Below are 26,419 nucleotides of genomic sequence, written 5' to 3'. Positions count from 1 at the left end.
CTGCATCGGCAAACGGAGTGAAGCATGCCTAACGAAAATTTGCCGTCGGTTAGACACGGCTCTCTAATCGATTGACGCGGACAGCGCGGATTAGCGGGTGCGCCGCCCGCATCGCGGATGCTGCATTGCGATGCAGGCGGAAAGGAGGAGTCGGCAGGGGGTCAGAGTTTGGTGCTCAAGCGGATCCAGGCGGTGCGGCCGGGCTCCGTGACGGGCATGTTCGCCGGGTAGCCGAAACCGGCGTTGCCCGCGAGGTTCAGGTGCTCCGCATAAGCCTTGTCGAGCACGTTGTCGATGCCGACCGAAATCTGCACCGCCTTGCTCACGTTGTACTGCGCATGCAGCGACAGCACGCCGAAACCGGCGCTCGGACCAAAGTCCTTGCCGACCACGTTGCCCTCGTTCAACGCATAGCGATGCTGCGGCGCAACGACGCGCCACAGGCCGCCTGCCGACCACGGCCCGTGCGAGTATTCGACGCCGAAGCGCGCTTCGAGCGGCGGCATTTGCGGCAGCGGTGCGCCGCTCTGTACGTTACGTCCCCATGCATACGCGAGCGACGCGTCGAAGCGCCATGGCGTAAGCGGACGCCACGACGCGCCGAGTTCGCCGCCCATGATCTGCGCGTTGACGTTCGTCGCCTGCGTCGTCTGCCCCATCGGACCCGTCGCGTAGTCGAACAGGATGAAGTCCTGCACATAGCCCGCGTAGGCGGATATCCACGCATCGAGCTTGTCGCTCTTGTACTGCGCGCCGATGTCGAGCTGCGTCGTCTTCTCCGGCTTGATCGCCGAGAACGCGTTCACCGAGCCGGCCGGGCCGCGCTTCGCCGAAAACAGTTCCCAATAATCGGGAAAGCGCTCCGCGTGCCCGATGCCCGCGTACCAGGTGACGGGCAGCGACGCGAGATCGCGCTCGTAGCGGACGAAGCCGCTCGGCAGCACGCGCGAGCGAAGATCGTCGAGGGTCGGGTTGCGCATGCTCGTCATCATGCCGCCCGTCGTCGCGCGCTTGTCGCGCGCAGCCGCGTAATCGATCCGCGCGCCGCCGATCACGCGCGACACGTCGCTCGCATACCAGGTCAGCTCGCCGAACGCGCCCGCGTTCCACATGTTCGCCTGCGGATTCCACGGTTTGTCGCCGTAGTTCTGCATTCCCATCGCCGAGCGCGAATCGAGACGGTTCGACTGCGCGTCGACGCCCGTCACGAGCTTGAACGCATCGGTGAAGCGCAGCGTCGCCGCGACGCGCGCGCCGAGCGTGCGGCGCCGCACTTCGGACGCCATCCGCATCGGCATGCTGCTCGTCGGATCGGGCATCCGCAGCGTGTAGTTGTCCATCACGTGATCGGCTTCGTTGTAGAAGACCTGTGCCTCGATCCGGTCGAGCACGTCGCCGATGTGCTTCTTGTCGAACTTCAGGCCGAACGTCTCTCGCCGGAAATGCGCGCCGTCCATCCCGCGGCCCGCGTAGCGCGCGTAGCCGTCGCCCGTGCCCGCCGTCAGCTCGAGCCGCGTGTTGTCGTCTGGCGTCCAGCCGAGCGCCGCGTCCGCATTCCACTTGTCCCACTGCGACGGCACCGTGCGGCCGCTGCCGTCCTCGTAGTCCTGCGAATGCGCATGGTTCGCGGTCACGCGGCCGTAGAAGTCCGGCGTGCCGGCGGTCACGTCGACGTTCTGATCGTTGCGGCCGAACGAGCCGCCGACGACGCTGCCGTCGAAACGCATGCCCGGCGTCTTGAAGCGCGGCGTCACGCGCTCGAACAGCACCGTGCCCGCCGACGCGCCCGGCCCGTACAGCACCGTCTGCGGCCCCTTGACGACCGTCACCTTGTCGTAGCTCTCGGGTGCGATATACGACGTCGGCGCGTCCATCCGGCCGGGGCACGCGCCGAGCGTCGGCATGCCGTTCGCGACGATGTTCAGGCGCGAGCCGAACATCCCGCGCAGCACCGGGTCGCCGTTCGTACCGCCGCTGCGGATCGACGCGAAGCCGGGAATCGTCTTCAGGTAATCGGCGCCGTCGCTCGCGGGCAGCGGCTGGCGCGGCGCTTTCGGATCGGTGACGACGACGAGCGGCGTCGATTCAGGCGCCGCAACGACTTCGATCGTCGGCAGCACGGGCGCGTCCGCTGTCGTGCCGGTTGTCGTGCCGGCGGCGTCGTGACGATGCGCGACGTCGGTCGTCTGCGCGACGGCCGGCGCGAGATTGAAGGTGAAGGCGCCCGCAGCAAGCGCGGGGACGGTCAGGCTGATCGCGCGACGGCGACGGCGCGCGCGTTCTGCACGCGCGGCGTGCACGTGACGCAAGTACTTGGATGTCATGAATCGAAACTCTAAGGACGCCCCTCCGCGCGATCGGCAGATCGAACGGATGCGGGGATTACGTGAACAGGAATGAAATCAGGCGTTCAGGCGTCTGTCGGCGGGGCGCGCGGATAGGCGCGGTTGTAGCGTGCGAGCGAAGGCGCGGCGGCGCGAGGTGCGACGGACGGCGCAACGGCCGCCGCATGCACGGCGCAGGCGGCCGGCGCAGCCGTGCCGATCGCCGGGCTGTGCGCGAAGAATGCACAGTAGCCGCAGGCGTCGAGATGCAGTGCGTGATGCGCGACGCCGTCGTGTGCGGGACCGCCGTGCGCGGCGCCGGCTTCGGCCGGCCGGGCGTGGTGCTCGTCGCCGCAGATCACTGCGTCGGACGGCCCGGCGGGCCGCGCGTTCGCCTGCGAGACGAGCGGCGCGACGATCGCCAACCAGATCGCAAGCATGCCCAGCCAGGCAGTCAGTTTGCGGAATCGGTTGGGCATGGCGCGGGATGGCGTAAAGGGAATGTAATGCCGCCCGAATGTTACAGAATGTTGGCTGGCTTGAATAGCGTGAAACGGTCGCGGCCGCGCCGCCCTCGCGCATGCATCGTTGCATGCGCAACGATGTGCGGCGCGGCGTCGCGACGCGTCGTCAGAACGTCATCCGGCGCAGCGTCGCGTCGCGCTTCACGAAGTGATGCCAGAGCGCGGCGAGCGCATGCAGGCCGATCACGTAATAGAACACGTTGCCGATCACCTCGTGCGCGTCCTTGATCGACGAGCGCAGGCCCGGATTCGGGCCGAACAGCGTGAACGACCAGTCGATCCAGGCGAGCGTCACGGGCTTGCCGCCGAAGTTCAGCGTCATGATGCCGAGGAGCGGCTGCGCGACGATGAACACGTACAGTGCGAGATGCGCGAGCTTCGACAGCAGCGAGAGCAACGCCGGCTGCGGCAGCGCGCGCGGCGCGCGGGTCGCGAACCGCCAGACGATCCGCAGCACTGCGAACGTCAGCACGAGCGTGCCGGAGAGGTAGTGGACGTTCGACCAGAACAATCGGCTGTCGGCACCCTTCGGCCCGCGGACTTCGATCGAGAGATACGCGAACGCGACGAGCAGGAAGATCGCCCAATGGAAGAACACGGCAGGACGGTTGTAGCGCGCCTGGCCGGCGGGGACACGGTTCATGATCAGTCTCGTTCGTATTGAAGGGAACCACGGCATCGCGTACGGCATCGCCCGCGACGTTATCGAATTGTAATGACGCGCGATGCGCCGTCCATGCAGCTCGATCAAGTTTCGGCGCAATAGCGCGTCGGGCAGGCTCGGGTAGGGCCGCATGTCGGCGAAGCGACGCGTGAACTATGCTCGATTCTAGAAACGAACAGTCGCGCACGATCCCGCCACGACGCCCGCATCACCGCTACACGCAAGGCCCCACCATGCAGAAAGCCGTTTTCGTCGCAGCCTACAGGCTCCTGTGCTGCGCGCTGACCCTTTCGGCGACGAGCTACAGCATCGCGCTCAGATGGCACGCGCCGACCTTCCGGCTCAGCAATTTCTTCAGCTACTTCACGCAACTGAGCAGCCTGTACGCGGCTGCCGTGCTGGCCGCCGGCTTGTGGCTCGCTACGCGACCGCCGTCGCGACGCTATGAATCGGCGCGCGGCGCCGTCGTGCTCTACATGGCGATCGCGGGCATCGTCTACGCGCTGCTGCTCGCGGATGTGGATGCGCTGCATCACGCGACGCCGCATTATACGAACTGGGTATTGCATCGGATCATGCCGATCGCCGTGTTTCTCGATTGGCTGTATGTCGCGCCGCGCGTGCGGATCGACTGGTCGCATCTCGCGCGCTGGCTCGCTTTTCCGCTCGCCTATCTCGGCTATACGCTCGTGCGCGGCGCGTTCGTCGACTGGTATCCGTATCCGTTCGTCGATCCGCGTGCGCACGGCTATCTGATCGTCGCCGCGTACAGTGGCGCGATCGCGGCAGGCAGTATCGGATTCGCCGCGTTGATCGTGCTGCTCGGCAACTGGGCCGGCGCGCCGGCACCGCAGACGGAGCGCGCCTGACGGTGCCGCCGTGCGCCCGAGCGCGCCCCGGCGAGCCGGGGAAGCGTCGCGCGGCGGCCGCGCACGACGCGGCGGGCGGCGCGAAGGGATGGTCAGGGGCCGACGCGCGGCAGCAGGCCGAGCGGATCGACGGCCTTGCCGTTGCGCCGCACTTCGAACTCGAACGTCGAGCGGCCGCTCGCGTCGGTCGCCATCTCCGCGACCGGCTGGCCCGCGCTCACCGCATCGCCTTCGTTGACGAGCAGCTTGTCGTTGTGACCGTACGCGGTGATGAGACCGTTCTCGTGTTTCAGGATCACGAGCGGGCCATATGCGGCAACGCCCGTTCCCGCGTAGACCACGCGTCCGGGCGCGGCCGCGCGCACCGTGCGATCGCCGCCCGTCGCGGTGATCACGATCCCGTGATTCCTGCCGGCGCCGAACGGCGTCGTCACGGTGCCGCGCGCAGGCCACGCGAGCGCCTGCGCGGCCGCTTCCGGCTGCGCGGCGGAAGGCGGCGGCGCGAGCGTCGTCATGCTCGGCGGCGGCGCGACGCGCAGCACCTGGCCGGGCGTCACCATGTCGGTCGGCGCCATGTGATTCCAGCTCGCGACGTCCAGTGTGCGCTGACCGAACGCGGACGCGATACTCGCGAGCGTATCGCCCGGATTCGCCCGGTAATAGCCGGCGAGCACGCCGGACGACGCCCGCGGCGCTGGCTGCTGCGGCACGTGCGTCGGCTGCCACGAGTCGGTCCACGGCGTCAGCGTGCAACCGCCGACGAGCGCGGCGCCCGCCGCGACGAGCGTCGCACGCACCGCCCAGCCCATGCCGGGCCGTTCCACGAACATATTGCTTCTCAAGCGTACCTCCATCATTTCACTTCATTGCTGCGGCGGCGTGCGCCGCCTTTGCTTGCGCGTCCGAACAGCCGGGCCAAGCCAAGCCCCGCATCTGGGGGGGCGCGCATGGCCACACCACTTCTTTTCGGGCCAACGCCGCACGAGCCCCGGCCGGACCGTTCCTATCGGAACTCAAACGCTGCCTTCGGTTTCGACGACAAGAATCCGAGCCTCGCCGAGCGGGCACGCGACATGTTCCGTCCCCGCCGACGCGAAGAAGATGTCGCCCGCCTCGAGAACGGTCGCATGCTCGGCGCCGGCATCGCGATAGCGCATCTCGACCCGGCCGTCGAGCACGACGAACACTTCCTCGCCGTCGTTCACGTGCCACTTGTACGGCTGATCCGTCCAATGCAGGCGGGTCGTGATGCCGCGCATGTTGGCGATGTCGATGGCGCCCCACGCGCGCGATGCGGTGAAGCGCCTGCTGCGGACGATCTTCATGGGCATTCCCGTGGCGTTGCGGCGGCCGGCGCGGCGATCGCGCGGCCCCATGCCGGATGGATAGTAACTCGCCCGACATGGCCGATGTAAATTGCCAGGGACTCGGCCGGCTGGCCAAACCTGCCCGACATGCGCCCTCGCCCGCTTCCGGCGGGCAGCGCAGCGGCGAATGCGATCGTTCGACGGGCAAATGCGTCGTGCGCCGGGCGATGGCTGCGGCCGGCCCGCGCGCCGCCGCGCTTTTCAGCGCCCTAAAAGACTCAGCCCGCGCGCTCCATCGAATGGAACGCGCGGGCTGAGTGGACTGCTGCTATGCGCCGGCCTGAATTCTCCGCGCCCGCGTTCGAATGCGGCGCGCGACGTAACGCCGTGCCGCTCAACGCCCCTTGTAGACCGGTGCGCCATCGGCGATGCGCTTCATCTTGTTCGGCGTGCCGGATTCGGCGGCAGCCGCCGGTTGCGCACCGTAGCCGCTCGTGTCGGCCTGTGCGGCGACGTTCTGCTGGCCGTGGATCCGCGCTTCGGCCGCCTGGATTTCCTCGGGGTAGTTCACGCGGTCAGCGGCGGGGTTGTAGCCCGCTTGCTCCAGCTGGATGAGCTCGGCCTTGACTTGCGCGCGGGTCACCGGGCCATTCGATTGTTGAGCGAACGAAACGGCCGGGACGGCGAGAGCGGCGGCGACTGCGACAGTAGCGATAAGCGATTTCATGATCCAACCTCCGTGACTTTTTTTGCTTCGCCGCAAGCACCATGCGAGCAGCGATTAATCACAGTCTAGTCACCAAGGCACCTAGGGAAAACCATTGATCAACGAAAACACTGTTTCGCGACCGATAACAATTGCCATCTCCCTCTAGAAAAACCCTACCAATAGCATAGATGATTGCAACAATTACCGATCGCGCGTGTCACTCGGCCCAGCTCGCGTGGAAGCTGCCCGGCTTGTCCGTGCGCTCGAACGTGTGCGCGCCGAAAAAGTCGCGTTGCGCCTGCACAAGGTTCGCCGGCACGCGCGCCGACCGGTAGCTGTCGAAGTACGCGACCGCCGACGCGAACGCCGGCACCGGCACGCCCGCCTTCACCGCGGCGACCACGACATCGCGCAGCGCAGACTGATAGTTCGCGGCGATGTCCTGGAAGTACGGATCGAGCAGCAGATTCGCGAGCGCCGCATTCTTCGCGTAAGCATCGGTGATCTTCTGCAGGAAGCGCGCGCGAATGATGCAGCCCGCACGGAAAATCTTCGCGATCGTGCCGAGATCGAGGTGCCAGCCGTATTCCTTCGACGCCGTGTCGAGCTGCGCGAAGCCCTGCGCGTACGAGATCACCTTCGACAGGTACAGCGCGCGGCGCACCGACTCGACGAACGCGGCGCGATCGCCTTCGAGCGGCGCCGCCGTCGGCCCGGTCAGCACCTTGCTCGCCGCGACGCGCTGATCCTTCAGCGACGACAGCACGCGCGCGAACACCGATTCGGTGATGAGCGGCAGCGGCACGCCGAGATCGAGCGCGTTCTGGCTCGTCCACTTGCCCGTGCCTTTCTGCGCGGCGCGGTCGAGGATCACGTCGACGAGGTGCTTGCCGGTTTCTTCGTCCTTCTTGCCGAAGATCTTCGCGGTGATCTCGATCAGGTAGCTGTCGAGCTCGCCCTGGTTCCATTCGGCGTAGACCGCGCCGAGTTCGTCGTTCGTCAGGCCCGCGACCTGCTTCAGCACCGCGTAGCTCTCGGCGATCAGCTGCATGTCGCCATACTCGATTCCGTTGTGGACCATCTTCACGTAATGGCCCGCGCCGTCCGGGCCCATGTAGGCGACGCACGGCTCGCCGTCGGCTGGCGCCTTCGCGGCGATCTGCTTGAGGATCGGCTCGACGAGATCGTACGCGTCGCGCTGGCCGCCCGGCATGATCGACGGGCCGCGCAGCGCGCCCTCCTCGCCGCCCGAAACGCCCGTGCCGATGAAGTGCAGCCCCGCCTGCGCGAGCTCCTGGTTGCGGCGAATCGTATCGGTGAAGTGCGTGTTGCCGCCGTCGATCAGCACATCGCCCTTGTCGAGCAATGGCTTGAGCGCCGCGATCGTCGCGTCGGTGGCTTCGCCCGCCTTCACCATCAGGAGGATGCGGCGCGGCGTCTCGAGCGACGCGACGAACGCCTCGAGCGTATGAGTCGGCACGAGCTTGCGATCGGGAAATTCGGCGATCAGTTCATCGGTCTTCTCGCGGCTGCGGTTGTAGACCGACACCGCATAGCCACGACTTTCGATATTCAAGGCCAGATTGCGCCCCATCACCGCGAGACCGACCACACCGATTGCTTGTTTGCCCATTGTTCAATTCTCCGGAAAAAACAGGACGCGACCCACCGGGGTCGCGCGCATAGGCGCAAGGATAAGGGAAACCGCGCGAGTGCGCCGCGAATGGGAGGGGTTCGGGAGCGATTCGGCCCACGTTGTCCGGCCGCACGGTGGCGGCTGGATGCGGATTCGGCGTTGGCTCAACGCCGGTTCGGCGCATGGATTCGGCGGCGAGGCAACGCCGGTTCGGTGATGCTTCCGCGTTAGTTCGGAATACTTTCGACGTGCGCACGCGAGCTTGGTCGATTTGCGTCGTGCGCGCAACGGCGGGAGCGCGGCGGCATCCGTTCTGCGCTCACGCGATCGGCCCGCACGCGAGCGCGCCCGCCCGACGCTCGCCCCGCATGCGCTCACGCGCGCTTCCGAAACACGACGCTCAGATTGTTCGCCGGCATCTCGACGATCTCGTCGAGCGCGAGGTCCGCCGCGCGCCCGAGCTCGGCCACCGTCTCCAGGTCCCGCACGCCCCACGCCGGATCGCGGCTGCGCAGCTGCGCGTCGAACTGCGCGTTCGACTCGGCCGTGTGCGCACCGCCGCGGCGATACGGTCCGTACAGATACAGCACGCCGCCGTCGGGCAGCACGCGCGCCGCGCCGTCGAAGAGCGCGCACGCGGCCGCCCACGGCGCGATGTGGATCATGTTGATGCAGACGATCGCATCGGCGGCGGCAAGCGGCCACGGCTCGACGCAGACATCCAGCGCGAGCGGCGCGCGCAGGTTCGGCAGCGCGGCATCGGCCGCCCACGCGGCGATCGACGCGCGCGCCGCCGCCTCCGTATCGGTCGGCTGCCAGACGAGGTCGGGCAGCGCGGCCGCGAAGTGAATCGCATGCTGGCCGGTGCCGCTCGCGATCTCGAGCACGGTGCCGCGCACCGGCAGTACGCGCTTCAGCACGTCGAGAATCGGCTCGCGATTGCGTTCGGTGGCAGGCGCCCATTGGCGCGAAGAAGAATCGATCTGCATGACGAAACGAGTCGGTATGGGTGCGTCAAACGTGAAGCCTTCCGCGCGCATCATGCGCGCCGCTCGCCGCGAGCCCGAGATGCGCGGCAAGCGCGTCGAGCGTTTGTCCGCACGACGCTTCGACCTTCAGCGCCAGCAGCGGATCGGCGCGCGTGTGCCCGAGATTGATCGCGACGATCGGCTTGCGCTGGTCGTTCGCCCACACGCAGAACCGATAGCCCGAATACACCATCAGCGACGAGCCGACGACGAGCATCGCGTCGGCCTCGTCGAGCGAACGCGCGGCCGCCGCGACGCGCTCGTGCGGCACGTTCTCACCGAAGAACACGACAGCGGGCTTCAGCAGGCCGCCGCACGCGGGGCACGCGGGTACGCGAAACGTGTCGAGCGCGCGCCATTCGAGATGCGCATCGCCGTCGGCGGCGGGCTCCGCCTGCGCGTCGAGCAGCGCGGGGTTGTCCGCTTCGAGGATTTGCTGGATCGCCACGCGCGCATGATGCGCGCCGCAATCGAGACAGGTGACGCCGTCGATGCCGCCGTGCAGCTCGATGACGTCGGTGCTGCCTGCACGCTGATGCAGCCCATCGACGTTCTGCGTGACGAGCCGCGCGACACGCCCCGCCGCGCCGAGCCGTGCGAGCGCGTGATGCGACGCGTTCGGCCGTGCGCGCCCGACCACCGGCCAGCCGAGCATGCTGCGCGCCCAGTAGCGGCGGCGCGCGTGATCGGAATCGAGAAATTCTCGCAATTGGATCGGCTGCGAGCGCATCCATGCGCCGTTGCGGTCGCGATAGCCGGGAATGCCGGAATCGGTGCTGATGCCCGCGCCCGTCAGCACGAACAGACGCGGATGGCGCTCGACGAACGCGTGCAGCGCGTCGAACGCGTGCGGATCGGCCGACGGAACGGCATCGGAAGGCGGAAGCGCCTGCGACGAAACGGCGGAATCAGTCATGACAATGAGGGCTCGTCCGGCAGGACCAGCCGCTCGGGGATGTGCGCGGCTCGCCTGCGTGCCGTCACATGATACAGAACGCCGGGCACGACGAGGCCGATGATCCACGAGATGTCGGTGCCGCCGAGCTTCGCGACGAGCGGCCCGGTGTAGAACTCGGTCGCGATGAACGGCATCTGCACGAGCACGCCGACCGCGTAGATCGACACGCCCGCGACGTTCCAGCGTCCGTAGCGGCCGTCGGGATCGTAGAGCGCGGGCACGTCGTAGCGCTCCTTCGTCACGCAATAGAAGTCGACCAGATTGATCGCGCTCCACGGCGTGAAGAACGCGAGCAGGAACAGGATGAACGCAGAGAAATCCTTCAGGAACGCGTGGCGGCCGACGAGCGCGAGCCACGCGACCGCAGCGACCATCGCGAGCACGTACGCCATCCGCGCGCGCTGCGAGATCTGCGTGCGGCCCGAGAAACCGGTGACGATCGTCGCGACCGACATCACGCTGCCGTACGCGTTGAGCGTCGTGATCGTCAGCTTGCCGAACGCGATCGCGAAATAGAGCAGCGCGGCCGTCGCACCGCCCGCGCCGAGGCTCACGATGAACTGCACTTCGTGACCGGCGAACTGCTTGCCCGCAAGCGCCGCCGCGAACAAGCCGAACGCCATCGACGCCTGCGCGCCGAGCACCGAGCCGAGACCGATCGCCCAGAACGTGCGGCGCGCGGACGTCGCGCGCGGCAGATAGCGCGAGTAGTCGGCGACGTACGGCCCGTACGCGATCTGCCACGACGCGGACAGCGACATCGCGAGCAGGAAGCTCGACAGCGAGAAATGCCGGATCGCGAGCAGCGCGCCGATATCGTGCCCGGACAGGAGCCGCGCGAACATATAGACGAACGCGATCACGCCGACGACGCTCGACGCGCGGCCGAGCGCGTGGATCGTCCGGTAGCCGAACACCGCGAGCACGACGACGACCGCGATGAACGCGAAGATGCCGACCGTGTCGGCGACGCCGAACAGCTGCGCGAGCGCCTGCCCGGCGAGCACGGTGCCGCTCGCGGAGAAGCCGACGTACATCAGGCAGACGAGCACGAGCGGAATCACCGCGCCGTAGACGCCGAACTGCACGCGGCTCGAGATCATCTGCGGCAGGCCAAGTTGCGGCCCCTGCGCGCCGTGCAGCGCCATCACCGCGCCGCCCAGCAGTTGGCCGAGCGCGAGCCCGACGAGCGACCAGAACACATCGCCGCCCAGCACGACCGCGAGCGCGCCGGTGACGATCGCCGTCACCTGCAGGTTCGCGCCGAGCCACAGCGTGAACTGGCTCGACAGCCTGCCGTGGCGTTCGTGGCCGGGGATGTAATCGATGGTGCGGCGCTCGCGCAACGGGCGGCGTTGGACGTCGGTGGCGTTCGGCATGGCGGCGGGTCCGGGAAAAGTCTGAGGTTCGGAGCGCTCACCCTAACCGCCCAAAATTGTATAGACAACTCTTTCGTGTACTCTGGTTTATACCGAGACGGGAGATGGATGGAAACCTGAATGCCCATTTCGAGCAGTGGTAAGAACGGAGCGTACCGTCCGCAACCCGCGCTCTGGGAGTTCGAACGCAAGGCCCGAGAGATGGACGATTTTTCGAATCGCTGCCGCCAGCGCTTCATCAGCGAGAAATATTTTCGCTGGCTGGCGGGCCTTCTCAATGAGCACATTGCACTGTGGGAGCATACGCTGCCGGCCAACGGCTCGGAGATGCAAAAGCGCACGACCAGTGCCTTGGCTCCGGGCAGATATCTGCCCGACACGGCCTGAGGGCGACTTCAGGACAGTGTGGCGAGCAGTTTGATGAAGTTGCGCTTCGCGCGATATGTCGCCCGAATCTCCTCCAGTTCGCTGTTGAACTCCGCGCGCTCACCGAGCTTTGCCCGCAAGCGGCTGATGGCGCGCACGATGTCGAACGCTTCATCATATCGGGCGTTGCGTGTACCGCTTTCCGCAGCAACCGGCAGCAGGCGATGATAGAGGGCGATGGCATCGTGCGGATGGGTCTTGCCACGGACAGCCGCCATTTCCGGCCACAGTTGTGTTGCAACCGGACCGCCGTTAAACGTCTCCCATGCAACGTCGTTCTCTTTCCCGGCAAGAAAAATTCTGACCAGTTCGGTTCGCGTTGACCGATGCCAGACGGTGCGCTTCGATTTTGCGACCGACTCCTCCTCCCTGACCAGCGCCCAGAGGCGCCTGAGCGCACGCCCCCGGATTTCGTCATGCTTACCGGTAGCCGTAGCGACCTTCATCAATGCGGGGAATGCATCGGCCGTCGGGTGCATCTCGAAACGTCGCCATGCGAACGCATCGGCCTGTTCGAATTCGCTGCGACGCAGATACGCATCAACGCAGAAGTCGAGCAGGCGCGAATCAACATTCCTGCCCGACTCCTTGAGACCACGCTCCGCCCACGCGAGTCCTTCGTCCAGGCGACCGTGATTTGCGCAAAGCTCCGCCACCTGCAAGAAGCGGTACGAACTCGACAGATCCTTCGAACGGATGCGAATGAGCGCATCGACGTCCCCGTCAAGCTCGGCCAGCGCCTCCATCGCATGGTCTAACTTCATGCGCCGCGAGTCGAATGACCGCCGAAATTCGTTGCTGGGAGCGAGCGCGGGCAGCGCTTCCCAGGCCTCGCTGACGAGTTGACGATAGCGGCGCAAGCCGTTATCGGCCAGCGGCTCCGCATACGCTGGCAAGACATTGTAGAAAGTGTCCCACATGCCTTCCGTCTGCAAACGGAAAAGCCGCTCCGCAAGCTTTACGGGATCCGGTCGAGTCAGTTTACATGCATCGAGGTGGACGGCTGCAAGCTCAAAAATCGCCGGCATCACCTCCCCGCCCGAATCGTCAATCTGCTCGAGACTCTTTTCCGCGCCGGCAATCGCCAGTGCTGACAGTTCGACCACCTGCGCGGCGTGTGACCCGGAAAGCCTCTGGTGCAACATATCGGCCAGCGACATCAGGCCATCACCGTATGCACCCGCTTCCCGCCAGTCCAGCGGTCGGAAAATACGTGTCGCCTGCCTCACGGCAGCCTTCATCCCAGCCAAGTCGGATGCCCCCGCCGCACGCGCGGAGAACAGCAGTTTGTCGCGCAGCGTCGGGTCGCGCGTGACGGCTTCGAGCAACAAGTCCTGAAGCGCGTCCTTGGACAGCGTCGCTACGTATTCCCGAATCACTTCCTCGTAGGTCTTTCGCTTCCTGCGCGGCTTCTCCAGGGCGGGCTCGTCGGAATGGAACACCTCTTCGCCCGAATTTTCGAGCCAAGAGAGAGCAACGGCGACCGCGTGTTTGCAGAAAACACCGTCGTCGCCCACCGGACAGTTGCAGTCGTAAGCGAGTTCGCCATCGTCGTCGACGGCAAGTTCAACCCGGTAACGATGCGTGCCGCGTACGCTGGCACGAACAGCTTCGTCGCGCGCCTCCAAACGGGAGACCGCGCCATCATGGAAATAGGCCTTGCCGCGCGCAAACGTCTTCGTTTCAGCCAGCGACTGGACTTCGGCAAGAGTGAGAACCTCGGAGAGCTTTGCGGACTGGGGCATCGGGTGACTGGCGAAAGCGGATTATGCCGAGACGGGCGGCGCACAGGCACGATGATACCCGGGCCAGCCATGCAGTCGCCTCACGGCACGGCGACGCGTTCCTCCTGCAGCGGGATGCGCATTGAATCAATTGCCGCCTCCAGCGCCGTTACGCTCGCGACATGACTTTAACCTGGATCACCGTCGAGCGCGTCGAAAAATCGACACTCGTGGGCTATCGTGCGGTGGTGAATTTTTGGCGCAGCGTTGCCTATGACAAGAGCCAAACGAAGCCGCTTGGCAGCAGAACGCACTGGAGATCGCGCGCCTCGAATCGTCGTTTTCTTCCCCCGGCATTGCCCCGGAAGAGACGCAGATTGAACTCAGCCGCTGAAGTAGAAATAAGAATCTTGGTGGGCCCGGTGGGTTTCGAACCCACGACCAATCGATTATGAGTCGACTGCTCTAACCCCTGAGCTACAGGCCCTAAAAACGAACGCGACGCAAAAAAAGACCCGGTAATGCTGGCCGGGTCGGCATTGTAACAACTAAGTAAGGAAATCGCCGCCGGATTTCTGCCCCCGGCGGCGATCGATCGGAGACGGACGATCAGTTCCCTTCGAGAAACGACTTGAGCTTGTCAGAACGGCTCGGATGACGCAGCTTGCGCAGCGCCTTCGCCTCGATCTGACGGATCCGCTCACGCGTGACGTCGAACTGCTTGCCGACTTCCTCGAGCGTGTGATCGGTGCTCATCTCGATGCCGAAGCGCATCCGCAGCACCTTCGCCTCGCGCGGCGTCAGCGAATCGAGCACGTCCTTCACGACATCGCGCATGCTCGCATGCAGCGCGGCATCGGCCGGCGCGACCGTGTTGGTGTCCTCGATGAAGTCGCCGAGATGCGAATCGTCGTCGTCGCCGATCGGCGTTTCCATCGAGATCGGCTCCTTCGCGATCTTCATGATCTTGCGGATCTTGTCTTCCGGCATCTCCATCTTCTCGGCGAGCGTTGCCGGATCCGGCTCGAGGCCGGTTTCCTGCAGGATCTGCCGCGAGATGCGGTTCATCTTGTTGATCGTCTCGATCATGTGAACCGGAATCCGGATCGTACGCGCCTGGTCCGCGATCGAACGCGTGATGGCCTGTCGGATCCACCACGTGGCGTACGTCGAAAACTTGTAGCCGCGGCGGTATTCGAACTTGTCCACCGCTTTCATCAGGCCGATGTTGCCTTCCTGGATCAGGTCGAGGAACTGCAGGCCGCGGTTCGTGTACTTCTTCGCAATCGAAATCACGAGACGCAGGTTCGCCTCGGTCATCTCGCGCTTCGCCTGACGCGCCTTCAGTTCGCCCGCCGCCATCTGGCGGTTGGTTTCCTTCAGGTCCTTGAGCGGCAGCACGACGCGTGCCTGCAGGTCGAGCAGACGTTGCTGCTGTTCGCGGATCGCCGGGATGTTGCGCGACAGGATCGCGCTGTACGAATGGCCTTCGGCCGTGATCTTCTCGGCCCAGTCGAGATCGGTCTCGTTACTCGGGAAGCGCGCGATGAACTCCGAGCGCGGCATGCCGCACTTGTCGACGACGATATGCAGGATCTGACGCTCGACCTGACGCACTTCGTCGACCTGCGCACGCAGCGTGTCGCACAGACGCTCGACGGTACGCGCGGTGAAGCGAATCGACATCAGCTCGTTCTGGATCGTCTCCTGCGCCTTCAGGTACGACTTCGACTTGTAGCCTTCCTTCTCGAACGCGCGACGCATCTTGTCGAACCATTCGCTGATCAGCGCGAACTTCTCGAGCGACGCGCGCTTCAGCGCTTCGAGCTGGGCCGCGTTGGCAGTCGCCTGCGCGGCGCCGTCGTCGTCTTCCTGTTCCTCTTCTTCGTCCTCTTCGGCTTCCTCGTCCTCGTTCTCGATTTCCTCGGCGTCCTTTTCGGAGAAGCCGTCGGCGTCCGCGGCGTTCGGATCGATCAGGCCGTCGACGAGCTCGTCAACGCGGCTCTCCTCGTTCGCGACGCGCTCGGCCATCGCGAGGATGTCGGCGATCGTGGTCGGGCACGCGGAAATCGCCATCACCATGTGGCGCAGGCCGTCTTCGATCCGCTTCGCGATCTCAATTTCGCCTTCACGCGTGAGCAGTTCGACCGTGCCCATCTCGCGCATGTACATCCGCACCGGATCGGTCGTGCGGCCGAATTCGGAATCGACGGTCGACAGCGCGACTTCCGCTTCCTCTTCGACCTCGTCGTCGGACGACGCGGCGGGCGCGTTGTCGTTCAACAGCAGCGTCTCGGCGTCGGGTGCCTGCTCGTACACCGCGACGCCCATGTCGTTGAACGTGCCGATGATGCCTTCGAGCGCTTCCGTTTCCGTGAAGTTGTCCGGCAGATGGTCGTTGATTTCGGCATACGTGAGGAAGCCGCGCTCCTTGCCGAGCTTGATCAGCGCGCGCAGCTTCGTACGACGCTCTTCGAGCTCCTCGGCCGTGCCGGGCGTGCTCGTCGCGAACGCTTCCTTCAGCAGCGCCTTTTCCTTGGCGCGGCGATCTCGCGCCTTGGCTTTTTCGCCTTTGCCCGACGCAGCGGTAGGCTGTTCGTCGCTCTGGTTTGCGTCGTCATCGACGGATACTTCGTTCAGCTTTTTCGTCATGGAGTTCGCCGTACCGGCTAAATCGACTCGCGGCTGCTGGACTACAGCCGGTTGAACCGTGGATGCTCGAGTAGCTGCCGTTTCGTCCGGCGCGGCAGCCGCTCCCCTTGCGCTTTTCGCACTCGCCCGCTTCAAAGCCGGCTTGGCCGTCTTCGCTTCGGACCTCACGACGACCCGTGATGCGCTGGCCGTCGGCGCCGGCGCAGCCTTGGCGGTGCCGGCCGCGGCCCTCTTCCTCACAGGGTGCGCCGCGCGGGCCGAAGACGTCTTTGCGGAAGCTGCGGATTTGGCCGTCGCGACCTTCACGGTCGATTCCGTCGCCTTGCCCGCCGCTTTTTTTCCGCCGATAGTCTTTGCCATTGCGATTCTCGCCTCTGCTAAGAAAACAAACCGCTGAAAACCTTATATTATAGCACGTTGAGACAGACCCTTCCCCGGCCGGTTCACAGCCCGAGCCTTCGCTTCATGTCTGCCAGGTTCTGATGCAAGTCCTTGATTTCCGCCAATTCCTCGGAAGAGGGCGCCGGCCGCTTCGAAAGGCTGTTGAGCCTGTCACAGCATGCGTCGTAGCGCATCTTGAGCACCGCTGCCTGAAGCTCCTCGCCTGCGATCCGTTCCTGCTCGCGCAGACCCTCCTGCGCCACGTCGCTTTCCGGATTCTGCTGCATCAAGTCGCGGACATTTTCATCATAGACCAGAATTTCCCGGAAAATTTCGTCGTAGGTGGGCGCGTTAGCCGAATTGCGTAGCACATCCGACAAAAGCCGGAACTCCGCCCCATCGCCGAGCGCGCGCGCATGGCCGACCACCTCGTCGAACAGTTCCCCGTTTCTCGGCAGCGCCCGCAGCGTCGCGAGGCTCTCGTCGTCGAGCGTCGCCGCGATCCGCGGATGCATCACCAGATTGCGCAGCGCGCGCTTCTCGCTGTCCGTCACGCGCCGCCGCTCGCTGCGCGCGGGCGCCTGACGGGCCGGCGCGGCGATCCGTGCGTCCACTTCGACGAGCGCCGCGACTTCGTCGAACGGAATCTGCAGCCGGTCGGCGAACATGTGCATGATCTGCGCACGCAACGCGTTCGCCGGCAGCGCCTGCAGCATCGGCTTCGCGTCGAACAGCGCCTTCGCGCGCCCCTCCGGCTGGTCGAGCTCCTTGCCCGCCATCGCCTCGTTCAGCAGGAACTGCGACAGCGGCATCGCCCGCTTCACCTGCTCCGAGAACGCATCCGTCCCGAATTCCCGCACGTAGCTGTCCGGATCGTGCTCCGGCGGGAGGAACAGGAAGCGGATCGTCCGGTTGTCCGCCGCGTGCGGCAGGCACGCCTCGAGCGCGCGCCGCGCGGCGCGCCGGCCGGCAGAGTCGCCGTCGAAGCTGAAGACGACCGTGTCCGTCTGCCGCAACAGCTTCTGCACGTGAATCGGCGTGCACGCGGTGCCGAGCGTCGCCACCGCGTTCGGAAAGCCGAGCTGCGCGAGCGCGACGACGTCCATATACCCTTCGACGACGAGCGCGTATTTGTGGTCGCGGATCGCGAGCCGGGCCTCGAACAACCCGTATAGTTCGCTGCCTTTGTTGAATAAGGGTGTCTCGGGCGAATTCAAATACTTGGGCTCGCCGCCCCCCAGCACCCGGCCGCCAAAGCCGATCACCTGCCCCTTCACGTTGCGGATCGGGAACATGATCCGCTCGCGAAACCGGTCATAGCGGCGCGCCGCGCCGTTCCCATCGGTCTTCTCGCTGACGATCACAAGGCCCGCATCGACGAGCGAATCGTGGCGGTAGTCGTCGAACGCCGCCTCGAGGTTCTGCCAGCCGTCCGGCGCGTAGCCGAGCCCGAAACGCAGTGCGATCTCGCCCGTCAGTCCACGCCGCTTCAAATACTGGATCGCGTTCGGCGCACCGCGCAACTGCTTACGGTAATAGTCGCAAGCGGCGTGCATCACATCCGACAGCGCGGTCGTGACCGCTTTCGACGCGGCGGGCGGCACATAGCCGTCGCCCGGGCCTCCACCGCCACCGCCGCGCATCGGCGACGGCTCGTGCGGCACCGTGAGCCCAACCGATTGCGCGAGCTCCTGCACCGCCTCGGGAAACGTGAGCCCCGCGTGCTCCATCAGAAAGCCGATCGCGGTGCCATGCGCGCCGCAACCGAAGCAATGGTAGAACTGCTTCGTCGGACTGACCGTGAACGAAGGGCTCTTCTCGTTGTGGAACGGGCACAGCCCCATGAAATTGGCGCCGCCCTTCTTGAGCTGCACGTACCGGCCGACCACGTCGACGATGTCGACGCGGTTCAGCAAATCCTGCAGGAACGAATGCGGAATCACCGTTGGATCGATCGGAAGACGTGCCGGCCGACGCGCGCCGCCGCGGCCGCCGGGCCGCTTGACGGGCGGGCGCGCGTCGCGCCGGCCGGGGTTACTTCGAGAGCGCCGCCTTGACGAGCGCGGACACGGCTGTCATGTCGGCCTTGCCGGCGAGCTTGCCCTTCAGCACGCCCATCACCTTGCCCATGTCCTGCGGGCCCGCTGCGCCCGTCTGCGCGACGGCCGACCGCACTTCGGCCGCCACCTCTGCTTCCGACAACTGCGCGGGCATGTACGCGGTCAGGACCGCGACTTCCGCCTGCTCCTTCTCGACGAGGTCGGTGCGGCCCGCGGCTTCGAACTGGCTGATCGAATCCTTGCGCTGCTTGATCATCTTGTCGACGACCGCAATGACGCCCGCATCGTCGAGCGTCACGCGCTCGTCGACCTCGCGCTGCTTGATCGCAGCCAGCAGCAGGCGGATCGTCGCCAGCCGCTCGCTTTCCTTCGCGCGCATCGCGGCCTTCATGTCTTCACTGATCTGGTCTCTCAGACTCATCGTATATCCGGTATGAAAATTCCATGCGACACCGCCCAGCGGCGTCAACACAAAAACCCGCTTGAGACGGTTTCTCAAGCGGGTTTGCTCGAATTCGGCATCGACGGGCTGCGCTCGGCGAATCCCATCGGTGCGCCGCCTAGCGAACCACGCGGCGCGGGCAATACTCAGTAGAGCTTCTTCGGCAGCATCTGGCTGCGGATGCGCTTATAGTGGCGCTTCACCGCAGCGGCCTTCTTACGCTTGCGCTCCGCAGTCGGCTTCTCATAGAACTCGCGCGCGCGCAGCTCAGTCAGCAGACCGTTCTTTTCGATCGTGCGCTTGAAGCGGCGCATCGCAACTTCGAAAGGCTCGTTTTCCTTAACGCGGATGATCGTCATGACCCGTCACGTAAAAAAAGTAAAGGTATCGCGGAGAAAGGTTTTGGAGTATAGCAGACGCCTTGCACAAACGCACTAACCCGTCAAGCGGTGCGTGCAGTCGGCGGCCGCGCGCCCGGCCGCGACGCCCGAAGCCCACGCCCACTGGAAATTATAGCCGCCGAGCCAGCCCGTCACGTCGACCGCCTCGCCGACGAAGAAGAGGCCAGGCACGCGCTCGCTCATCATCGTCGCCGACGACAGCTCGCGCGTGTCGATCCCACCCTTCGTCACCTCGGCCTTCCGGTAGCCCTCAGTGCCGTTCGGCGTGAGCGTCCAACGCGACAGCGTTTCGCCGATCCGGCGCAGCGTCTTGTCCGGCAGGTCGGCGAGGCGCGCGTCCACGCGCACCCGCTCGGCCTCGAGCCACGCATGCGCGAGCCGCGCCGGCACCCATTCGGCGAGCAGCGCCCCGATCTGACGTCGCGAGCCCGCCTTCGCGCGGACCAATTCGTCCGCCGCGTCCAGCTGCGGCACGAGATCGACATGGATCGGCTCGCCCGAGCGCCAGTAGCTCGAAATCTGCAGGATCCCGGGCCCGGACAGTCCTCGATGGGTGAGCAGGATGTCTTCGACGAACTCACCGCCGACCTTTTTCGCGCCGGTCGACACCCGCGCCTCGAGCGACACGCCCGACAGCGCCGCGAACGGCGCCCACGCATCGACGGCGAAGGTCAGCGGCACGAGCGCCGGCCGCGTGTCGACGAGCTTGTGGCCGAACTGTTTCGCGATCCGGTAGGCAAAATCGGTCGCGCCGATCTTCGGGATCGACAGCCCGCCCGTCGCGACGACGAGCGCCCGCACGCCGATCGCGCCCGCGCTCGTGTCGAGCGCGAAGCCATCCGCGTGCACGTGCCGCACCGTGTCGACCGACACAGGCCGCCGCCACGCGACGCCGCCCGCGTCACATTCGCCCTTCAATACGTCGATAATTGCGTCGCTCGAATGGTCGCAGAAGAGCTGCCCCTTGTGCTTTTCGTGCCACGTGATCCGGTAGTTCTTCAGGAGCCCGAGGAAATCGCGCGGCGTGTAGCGCGCGAGCGCCGAGCGGCAGAAATGCGGATTCGACGACAGGTAGTTGTCCGGCCCCGCGTACAGATTCGTGAAGTTGCAACGCCCGCCGCCCGAGATGCGAATCTTCTCCGCGAGCCGCGGCGAGTGATCGAGCAGCACGACGCGCCGGCCGAGCTGACCGGCCACCGCGGCCGTCATCATGCCGGCCGCGCCCGCGCCGATCACTGCGATGTCGAAATTTTCCATGGCGCGGATTGTACCTGCGTCGCGCGGCACTTCGCCCGCGCGCCGACGGACAAAGCGACCGCGCTGTTATACTTTTCTGTTACGTTGATTTCCGGCCGCGCGCGTCTCGACGCGGCCGCCGCACACCATCATGCTCGTTCTCGGCATCGAAAGCTCCTGCGACGAAACCGGCCTCGCGCTCTATGACACCGAGCGCGGCCTCCTCGCGCACGCGCTCCACTCGCAGATCGCGATGCATCGCGAATACGGCGGCGTCGTCCCCGAGCTCGCGTCGCGCGACCACATTCGCCGCGCGCTGCCGCTGCTCGAGGAGGTGCTCGCCGCGAGCGGCGCGCGCCGCGAGGACATCGATGCGATCGCGTTCACGCAGGGCCCGGGCCTCGCGGGCGCGCTGCTCGTCGGCGCGAGCATCGCGAACGCGCTCGCGTTCGCGTGGGACAAGCCGACGATCGGCATCCATCATCTCGAAGGGCACCTGCTGTCGCCGCTCCTCGTCGCCGAGCCGCCGCCGTTCCCGTTCGTCGCGCTGCTCGTGTCGGGCGGCCATACGCAACTGATGCGCGTCACCGACGTCGGCGTCTACGAGACGCTCGGCGAAACGCTCGACGACGCCGCGGGCGAAGCGTTCGACAAGACCGCGAAGCTGCTCGGTCTGGGCTACCCGGGTGGACCGGAAGTGTCGAAGCTCGCCGAAACCGGCACGCCGGGCGCGGTCGCGCTGCCGCGGCCGATGCTCCATTCGGGCGATCTCGATTTCAGCTTCAGCGGGCTGAAGACCGCGGTGCTCACGCAGATGAAGAAGCTCGAAGCAGCGCACGCGAGCGGCGCCGGGTTCGAGCGCGCGAAGGCCGACCTTGCGCGCGGCTTCGTCGACGCGGCCGTCGACGTACTCGTCGCAAAATCGCTCGCCGCGCTGAAGAAGACGCGGCTCAAGCGGCTCGTCGTCGCGGGCGGCGTCGGCGCGAACCGCCAGCTGCGCGAGGCGCTGTCGGCCGCGGCCGCGAAGCGCGGCTTCGACGTCCATTACCCCGACCTCGCGCTCTGCACCGACAACGGCGCGATGATCGCGCTCGCGGGTGCACTGCGGCTTGCGCGCTGGCCGTCGCAGGCGAGCCGCGACTACGCGTTCACCGTGAGGCCGCGCTGGGATCTGGCGTCGCTTGCGCGCTGAAGCGCAGCGCGCCTGTCGAAGACGCACCCGAAGAAACATCGCCGCGGCGAGATGGCCGCGCAGCACCGCTGCCATACCGCGTCGCGGTCGGCTTTCCATCGACGATGAGGCGCAGGCAACCGGCGGGTTGTACCGGCCGCCTGCAAATGTCGGCGAATATCGCCAACGCCGCGCACCCGCCCGCTCGGCACACGCGCCGACTACGATCGATGCCCCGCACCAGCCATCACCACGCGACAACCGCTCCCGAACCGCAGTCATTCGATTGCCGTCACCCAAAACGAAAGGGGCTGTTCACGTCGAACGGCCCCTTTCCGCATACGGCTACAACCGCCGCGCGACGCCTACGCGGCTCGCCGCCTGTCGCGCTCGATCAGTGCATACGCGCTGTGATTGTGGATCGACTCGAAATTCTCCGCCTCGAGCACGTACGCGACGATCCGCTCGTCCGCATCGAGCCGTCGCGCGACGTCGCGCACCAGGTCCTCGACGAACTTCGGATTCTCGTATGCGCGTTCGGTGACGAACTTCTCGTCAGGGCGCTTGAGCAGCCCCCACAGCTCGCACGACGCCTCTTCCTCGGCAATCCGGATCAGATCCTCGACCGGCACGTCGGCCGCGAGCTCCGCGTCGATCGTCACGTGCGAGCGCTGGTTGTGCGCGCCGTACTGCGAGATCTTCTTTGAGCACGGGCAGAGGCTCGTCACCGGCACGAGCACTTTCGCGAACACGCGCGTAACGCCGTCGCACACGTCGCCCGTCAGCGTCACTTGGTAGTCGAGGAGGCTGCGCACGCCCGACACGGGCGCCGTCTTGTTCACGAAGTACGGAAACGATACCTCGATGCGTCCCGCCTGCGCTTCGAGCTTCTCGAGCATCGTCGCCAGCATCGCGCGGAACGCGTCGGCCGTCAGCGGCGCGTCGGTTTCCTCGAGCAGCGCGACGAAGCGCGACATGTGCGTGCCCTTCTGATCGGCCGGCAGATGCACGTCGAGATTCCAGGTGCCGACCGTGGCCTGCGTCTCGCCTTCGGCGGTGCGCACGGTCAGCGGATGTCGGACGGCCCGCACGCCGACGCGCTGGATCGGCATCTGTCGGGTGTCGACCGTGCTCTGCACGTCGGGCATCACGAATTCGGGATTCATCAGGTTCATCTTGTTCGATCCTTATAGGGTCACGCGGCACGACATCGCCATATGCCGCATAACCTGCCGGAAATGCGACATGGGCCCGCAGGCCCATGCATTCGGGGGAAAGCCACCGCGCGACGGCTTACGCGACGCGCTTCGCCGGGCTTGCGACGCTCGTCGCGTGGCTCAGGAAGCGCTCGCGAATCGACTTCGCGATACCGTCGCCGTCGAGACCGCACATCGACAGCAGCTTCGCCGGATCGCCGTGATCGATGAAACGGTCTGGCAAGCCGAGCTGCAGCACCGGACGGATCACGCCGCCCTCCATCATCGCCTCGACGCATGCGGAGCCCGCGCCGCCCATCACGCAGCCTTCCTCGACGGTGACGAAGTAATCGTGCGTTTGCGCGAGCTCCTGCACGAGCTCGGCGTCGATCGGCTTCACGAAGCGCATGTTCGCGACGGTCGCATCGAACACTTCGGCCGCCGCGAGCGACGGTGCGACCATCGTGCCGAATGCGAGAATCGCGACGCGCTTGCCCTCCGGCTGCGACGTGCGGCGACGCACCTCGCCCTTGCCGAGCGGGATCTCGGTGAACGCCTTGACGGTCGCAACGCCCGTGCCCGCGCCGCGCGGATAACGGACCGCGGTCGGGTTCGGCTGCTGCAGCGCGGTATGCAGCATCTGTCGGCACTCGTTCTCGTCCGACGCGGCCATCACCGTCATGTTCGGGATGCAGCGCAGGAACGCGAGGTCGTACGCACCCGCGTGCGTCGCGCCGTCCGCGCCGACGAGGCCCGCGCGGTCGATCGCGAACACGACGGGCAGGTTCTGCAGCGCGACGTCGTGAATCAGCTGATCATAAGCGCGCTGCAGGAACGTCGAGTAGATCGCGACGACGGGCTTGAGCCCCTCCGTCGCGAGGCCGCCCGCGAACGTCACCGCGTGCTGCTCGGCAATGCCGACGTCGTAGTAGCGCTCCGGGAAGCGCTTCTCGAACTCGACCATGCCGGAGCCTTCGCGCATCGCCGGCGTGATGCCGACCACGCGCGAATCGAGCTCGGCCGCATCGCACAGCCACTCGCCGAACACCTGCGTGTAGGTCTTCTTCGCGGGCGTCGTGGACGGCTTGATGCCTTCAGCCGGGTTGAACTTGCCGGGGCCGTGGTAGAGCACCGGGTCGGCCTCGGCGAGCTTGTAGCCCTGGCCCTTCTTCGTCACGACGTGCAGGAACTGCGGCCCGCGCAGCTCTTTGATGTTCTGCAGCGTCGGGATCAGCGAATCGAGGTCGTGGCCGTCGATCGGCCCGATGTAATTGAAGCCGAATTCCTCGAACAGCGTCGCGGGCACGACCATGCCCTTCGCATGCTCCTCGAGCTTGCGCGCGAGCTCGAGCATGGGCGGCGCGACGCTCAGCACGCGCTCGACGCCCGCGCGCGCGGCCGCGTAGAAACGGCCCGACATCAGGCGGGCGAGATGGCGATTCAGCGCGCCGACGGGCGGCGAGATCGACATGTCGTTGTCGTTCAGGATCACGAGGAGCTTCGCATCCTCGGACACGCCCGCGTTGTTCATCGCTTCGAACGCCATGCCGGCCGTCATCGCGCCATCGCCGATCACCGCGATCGAGAAGCGGTCGTCGCCCTGCAGCTTGCTGCCGATCGCCATCCCGAGCGCGGCCGAAATCGACGTGCTCGAATGCGCGGTGCCGAACGTGTCGTATTCGGACTCCGAACGGCGCGGGAAGCCGGAGATGCCGTCCTGCTGGCGCAGCGACTTCATCGCGTCGCGGCGGCCCGTCAGGATCTTGTGCGGATAGGTCTGGTGACCGACGTCCCACACGATCCGGTCGTCCGGCGTGTCGAACACGTAGTGCAGCGCAATCGTCAGCTCGACCGTGCCGAGATTGGACGACAGGTGGCCGCCCGTCTTCGACACGCTGTCGAGGACGAACGCGCGCAGCTCGTCGGCGAGCGGCTGCAGTTGGCGACGATCGAGACGGCGCAGATCCGCCGGGTCGTCGATGGTTTTCAGCAAGTCGTACATCGTCGTTCCATTGTAGGAAAACAAACGCGCCCGCACTTCTTACACGCACCACCCGTAGCATGGGCGCGGCGGCGGGCTTTCGCGTCAGCTGACCCGGTTCACCACCAGGTCCGCCAGTTCAGCCAGGCGCCGTGCGCGCGCGCCGAACGGTTCGAGCGCGGCGTACGCGTCGGTGCGCAGTTGCGCGGCAAGCGCGCGCGACGCGTCGAGGCCGATGATCGACACGTAGGTCGGCTTGTCGTTCGCCGCGTCCTTGCCGGCCGTCTTGCCGAGCGTCGCGGAATCGGTGGTGACGTCGAGAATGTCGTCCACCACCTGGAACGCGAGGCCGACAGCGGCCGCGTATGCGTCGAGCGCGCGCATCGCGTCTTCGGACGGCGTCTCGCCCGCGAGCGCGCCCATCCGCACCGACGCACGCAGGAGCGCGCCCGTCTTCATCCGGTGCATCGTCTCGAGCGCGTCGCGCGAAAGCGCATGACCGACGCTCGCGAGATCAATCGCCTGACCGCCCGCCATGCCGATCGAGCCGCTCGCGAGCGCGAGCTCGCGCACGAGCGCGGCCTGCCGGTCGAGCGGCAGCGCGGCGGCGTCCGTCAGCGCGACGAAGGCCTGCGACTGCAGCGCGTCGCCGACGAGAAGCGCGGTGGGCTCGTCATACTCGACATGGACGGTCGGCTTGCCGCGACGCAGCGCGTCGTCGTCCATGCACGGCATATCATCATGCACGAGCGAATACACGTGAATCATTTCGAGCGCCGCCGCTGCAGCGTTCAGCGCCGCTTCCGACGCGCCAGTGAGCTCGCCCGCCGCATGGCACAGCAGCGGACGCACCCGTTTCCCCCCCCCGAGCGCCGCATAGCGCATCGCTTCGTGCAGTTGTGCGGGCGCTACAGTTTCGGCCGGCAAATAATGGCCGAGGGCCGTCTCGACACGCTCGAGCACCGAGCGCATCCATTGGTCGAATGTCATAGATCGTCGTCTCCGCCGTCCGCGGCGGCCGTTCCGGCGGAAAGCGGCTTGAGCGTGGCGCCGTCGAGCACACGCACCTGCTGCTCCGCTTTTTCCAATTGTTGTTGGCAAAATGCAACGAGCGCCGCGCCGCGGCGATACGCCGCAAGCGAATCCTCGAGGCTCAGCGTCCCGCCCTCCATTCGGGCGATGAGCGCCTCCAGTTCCGCGAGCGCCGCCTCGTAATTTTCCGGCAGCGGTCCGGAACCGGGGTCGGACGCGGACGCGCCTGGGGTTGCGGTTTTCGCCATGGACGGGGTGTCAAAAGTCAAAACAAGTCGGACATTCTACGGCAAAAGAGAATTTTCCGACCTGCCGACTT

Annotated in this window: 24 protein-coding genes, 1 tRNA gene and 1 pseudogene; 5 read left to right on the top strand and 21 right to left on the bottom strand. The window is 66.1% G+C overall.

Annotation, left to right across the window (positions count from 1 at the left end):
• Nucleotides 1-161 precede the first annotated feature (161 nt).
• From WS69_RS22055 to WS69_RS22045, 3 genes are all read right to left on the bottom strand, one after another.
• Complete coding sequence (locus tag WS69_RS22055; protein ID WP_059472795.1) at nucleotides 162-2,324, bottom strand: TonB-dependent copper receptor; 2,163 nt, start codon at nucleotides 2,322-2,324, stop codon at nucleotides 162-164.
• A gap of 86 nt (nucleotides 2,325-2,410) precedes the next feature.
• Nucleotides 2,411-2,803: a DUF2946 domain-containing protein gene (locus tag WS69_RS22050; protein WP_059472794.1), complete on the bottom strand. Its 393-nt coding sequence runs from the start codon at nucleotides 2,801-2,803 to the stop codon at nucleotides 2,411-2,413.
• A 151-nt stretch (nucleotides 2,804-2,954) separates the two neighbouring features.
• The gene (locus WS69_RS22045) at nucleotides 2,955-3,491 is read right to left on the bottom strand and encodes a cytochrome b (RefSeq protein ID WP_059472932.1); all 537 of its coding nucleotides are present in this window, start codon (nucleotides 3,489-3,491) and stop codon (nucleotides 2,955-2,957) included.
• Between the two features lie 254 nt (nucleotides 3,492-3,745).
• On the opposite strand from WS69_RS22045, the gene WS69_RS22040 reads away from it, so the two are divergent.
• A complete protein-coding gene (locus WS69_RS22040; RefSeq protein ID WP_059472793.1) occupies nucleotides 3,746-4,381 on the top strand; it encodes a Pr6Pr family membrane protein in 636 nt (211 codons plus the stop codon).
• A gap of 92 nt (nucleotides 4,382-4,473) precedes the next feature.
• Here WS69_RS22040 and WS69_RS22035 read toward each other — a convergent pair whose 3' ends face one another.
• The 4 genes from WS69_RS22035 to gndA form a co-directional block, all read right to left on the bottom strand.
• Nucleotides 4,474-5,211 (bottom strand): peptidoglycan DD-metalloendopeptidase family protein, encoded by a 738-nt coding sequence (locus WS69_RS22035; RefSeq protein ID WP_162499004.1) that lies wholly within the window; start codon nucleotides 5,209-5,211, stop codon nucleotides 4,474-4,476.
• 183 nt (nucleotides 5,212-5,394) lie between these two features.
• Entirely contained in the window at nucleotides 5,395-5,757 is a 363-nt protein-coding gene (locus WS69_RS22030) for a cupin domain-containing protein (protein ID WP_197419293.1), read from the bottom strand.
• Nucleotides 5,758-6,082: 325 nt separating this feature from the next.
• Nucleotides 6,083-6,415, bottom strand: a complete 333-nt coding sequence (locus tag WS69_RS22025; protein WP_010112559.1) for a DUF4148 domain-containing protein — start codon at nucleotides 6,413-6,415, stop codon at nucleotides 6,083-6,085.
• A gap of 199 nt (nucleotides 6,416-6,614) precedes the next feature.
• Nucleotides 6,615-8,030: an NADP-dependent phosphogluconate dehydrogenase gene (gene gndA / locus WS69_RS22020; RefSeq protein WP_059472791.1), complete on the bottom strand. Its 1,416-nt coding sequence runs from the start codon at nucleotides 8,028-8,030 to the stop codon at nucleotides 6,615-6,617.
• On the opposite strand from gndA, the pseudogene WS69_RS31830 reads away from it, so the two are divergent.
• Nucleotides 8,019-8,141: pseudogene (locus WS69_RS31830) on the top strand (6-phosphogluconate dehydrogenase); the annotation flags it as partial. The gene gndA and the pseudogene WS69_RS31830 overlap by 12 nt on opposite strands.
• A 266-nt stretch (nucleotides 8,142-8,407) precedes the next feature.
• Here WS69_RS31830 and WS69_RS22015 read toward each other — a convergent pair.
• Genes WS69_RS22015 through WS69_RS22005 form a run of 3 tightly spaced genes read right to left on the bottom strand, consistent with a single transcriptional unit; the run spans nucleotide 8,408 to nucleotide 11,398 of the window.
• Nucleotides 8,408-9,022 (bottom strand): DUF938 domain-containing protein, encoded by a 615-nt coding sequence (locus tag WS69_RS22015; RefSeq protein WP_082716365.1) that lies wholly within the window; start codon nucleotides 9,020-9,022, stop codon nucleotides 8,408-8,410.
• A 25-nt stretch (nucleotides 9,023-9,047) separates the two neighbouring features.
• Nucleotides 9,048-9,977 carry an NAD-dependent protein deacetylase gene (locus tag WS69_RS22010; RefSeq protein ID WP_059472790.1) on the bottom strand — a complete coding sequence of 310 codons (930 nt, stop codon included), beginning with the start codon at nucleotides 9,975-9,977 and terminating at the stop codon, nucleotides 9,048-9,050.
• A complete protein-coding gene (locus WS69_RS22005) occupies nucleotides 9,974-11,398 on the bottom strand; it encodes a purine-cytosine permease family protein (protein ID WP_059472789.1) in 1,425 nt (474 codons plus the stop codon). Before WS69_RS22005 ends, WS69_RS22010 begins: the two co-directional genes overlap by 4 nt.
• 120 nt (nucleotides 11,399-11,518) lie before the next feature.
• Between WS69_RS22005 and WS69_RS22000 the strand changes: the two genes are divergently transcribed.
• Complete coding sequence (locus WS69_RS22000; RefSeq protein ID WP_156438314.1) at nucleotides 11,519-11,785, top strand: hypothetical protein; 267 nt, start codon at nucleotides 11,519-11,521, stop codon at nucleotides 11,783-11,785.
• An 8-nt stretch (nucleotides 11,786-11,793) separates the two neighbouring features.
• Here the strand turns inward: WS69_RS22000 and WS69_RS21995 are convergent, their stop codons facing one another.
• The 3 genes from WS69_RS21995 to rpoD all read right to left on the bottom strand — a co-directional run bounded on the left by WS69_RS21995 (nucleotide 11,794) and on the right by rpoD (nucleotide 16,200).
• Nucleotides 11,794-13,569, bottom strand: a complete 1,776-nt coding sequence (locus WS69_RS21995) for an SWIM zinc finger family protein (protein ID WP_059472787.1) — start codon at nucleotides 13,567-13,569, stop codon at nucleotides 11,794-11,796.
• A 390-nt stretch (nucleotides 13,570-13,959) separates the two neighbouring features.
• A tRNA-Ile gene (locus tag WS69_RS21990) sits at nucleotides 13,960-14,035 on the bottom strand.
• Between the two features lie 122 nt (nucleotides 14,036-14,157).
• Nucleotides 14,158-16,200 (bottom strand): RNA polymerase sigma factor RpoD, encoded by a 2,043-nt coding sequence (gene rpoD, locus WS69_RS21985; RefSeq protein ID WP_059472786.1) that lies wholly within the window; start codon nucleotides 16,198-16,200, stop codon nucleotides 14,158-14,160.
• A 58-nt stretch (nucleotides 16,201-16,258) separates the two neighbouring features.
• Between rpoD and WS69_RS35020 the strand changes: the two genes are divergently transcribed.
• Nucleotides 16,259-16,597 (top strand): hypothetical protein, encoded by a 339-nt coding sequence (locus WS69_RS35020; RefSeq protein WP_059472785.1) that lies wholly within the window; start codon nucleotides 16,259-16,261, stop codon nucleotides 16,595-16,597.
• Nucleotides 16,598-16,643: 46 nt separating this feature from the next.
• On the opposite strand, the gene dnaG is transcribed toward WS69_RS35020, so the two are convergent.
• The 4 genes from dnaG to WS69_RS21960 form a co-directional block, all read right to left on the bottom strand.
• Nucleotides 16,644-18,524 (bottom strand): DNA primase, encoded by a 1,881-nt coding sequence (gene dnaG, locus WS69_RS21975; RefSeq protein WP_059472784.1) that lies wholly within the window; start codon nucleotides 18,522-18,524, stop codon nucleotides 16,644-16,646.
• 91 nt (nucleotides 18,525-18,615) lie between these two features.
• A complete protein-coding gene (locus WS69_RS21970) occupies nucleotides 18,616-19,062 on the bottom strand; it encodes a GatB/YqeY domain-containing protein (RefSeq protein ID WP_059472929.1) in 447 nt (148 codons plus the stop codon).
• A gap of 167 nt (nucleotides 19,063-19,229) precedes the next feature.
• Complete coding sequence (gene rpsU, locus WS69_RS21965; protein WP_004190342.1) at nucleotides 19,230-19,442, bottom strand: 30S ribosomal protein S21; 213 nt, start codon at nucleotides 19,440-19,442, stop codon at nucleotides 19,230-19,232.
• Nucleotides 19,443-19,517: 75 nt separating this feature from the next.
• On the bottom strand, nucleotides 19,518-20,750 hold the full coding sequence (locus WS69_RS21960) for an NAD(P)/FAD-dependent oxidoreductase (RefSeq protein ID WP_257791910.1): 1,233 nt from the start codon (nucleotides 20,748-20,750) through the stop codon (nucleotides 19,518-19,520).
• A 121-nt stretch (nucleotides 20,751-20,871) separates the two neighbouring features.
• Between WS69_RS21960 and tsaD the strand changes: the two genes are divergently transcribed.
• Nucleotides 20,872-21,912, top strand: coding sequence for a tRNA (adenosine(37)-N6)-threonylcarbamoyltransferase complex transferase subunit TsaD (gene tsaD / locus WS69_RS21955; protein ID WP_059472782.1), 1,041 nt, complete (start codon nucleotides 20,872-20,874; stop codon nucleotides 21,910-21,912).
• Nucleotides 21,913-22,256: 344 nt separating this feature from the next.
• Here tsaD and folE2 read toward each other — a convergent pair whose 3' ends face one another.
• The 4 genes from folE2 to WS69_RS21935 form a co-directional block, all read right to left on the bottom strand.
• The gene (gene folE2, locus WS69_RS21950) at nucleotides 22,257-23,066 is read right to left on the bottom strand and encodes a GTP cyclohydrolase FolE2 (RefSeq protein ID WP_059472781.1); all 810 of its coding nucleotides are present in this window, start codon (nucleotides 23,064-23,066) and stop codon (nucleotides 22,257-22,259) included.
• A 118-nt stretch (nucleotides 23,067-23,184) separates the two neighbouring features.
• Nucleotides 23,185-25,089: a 1-deoxy-D-xylulose-5-phosphate synthase gene (gene dxs, locus WS69_RS21945; protein ID WP_059472780.1), complete on the bottom strand. Its 1,905-nt coding sequence runs from the start codon at nucleotides 25,087-25,089 to the stop codon at nucleotides 23,185-23,187.
• Between the two features lie 84 nt (nucleotides 25,090-25,173).
• Nucleotides 25,174-26,058: a polyprenyl synthetase family protein gene (locus tag WS69_RS21940; RefSeq protein ID WP_059472779.1), complete on the bottom strand. Its 885-nt coding sequence runs from the start codon at nucleotides 26,056-26,058 to the stop codon at nucleotides 25,174-25,176.
• Nucleotides 26,055-26,348: an exodeoxyribonuclease VII small subunit gene (locus WS69_RS21935; protein WP_059472778.1), complete on the bottom strand. Its 294-nt coding sequence runs from the start codon at nucleotides 26,346-26,348 to the stop codon at nucleotides 26,055-26,057. The genes WS69_RS21940 and WS69_RS21935 overlap by 4 nt, the downstream gene beginning before the upstream one ends.
• Nucleotides 26,349-26,419: the final 71 nt, after the last annotated feature.

Origin of the sequence: Burkholderia sp. BDU5, from assembly GCF_001522845.1 — a bacterium.
GTDB classification, from domain to species: Bacteria; Pseudomonadota; Gammaproteobacteria; order Burkholderiales; family Burkholderiaceae; genus Burkholderia; species Burkholderia mayonis.
The sequence above is the reverse complement of the archived record's forward strand: the minus strand, read 5'-3'. Positions and strand labels throughout refer to the sequence as shown.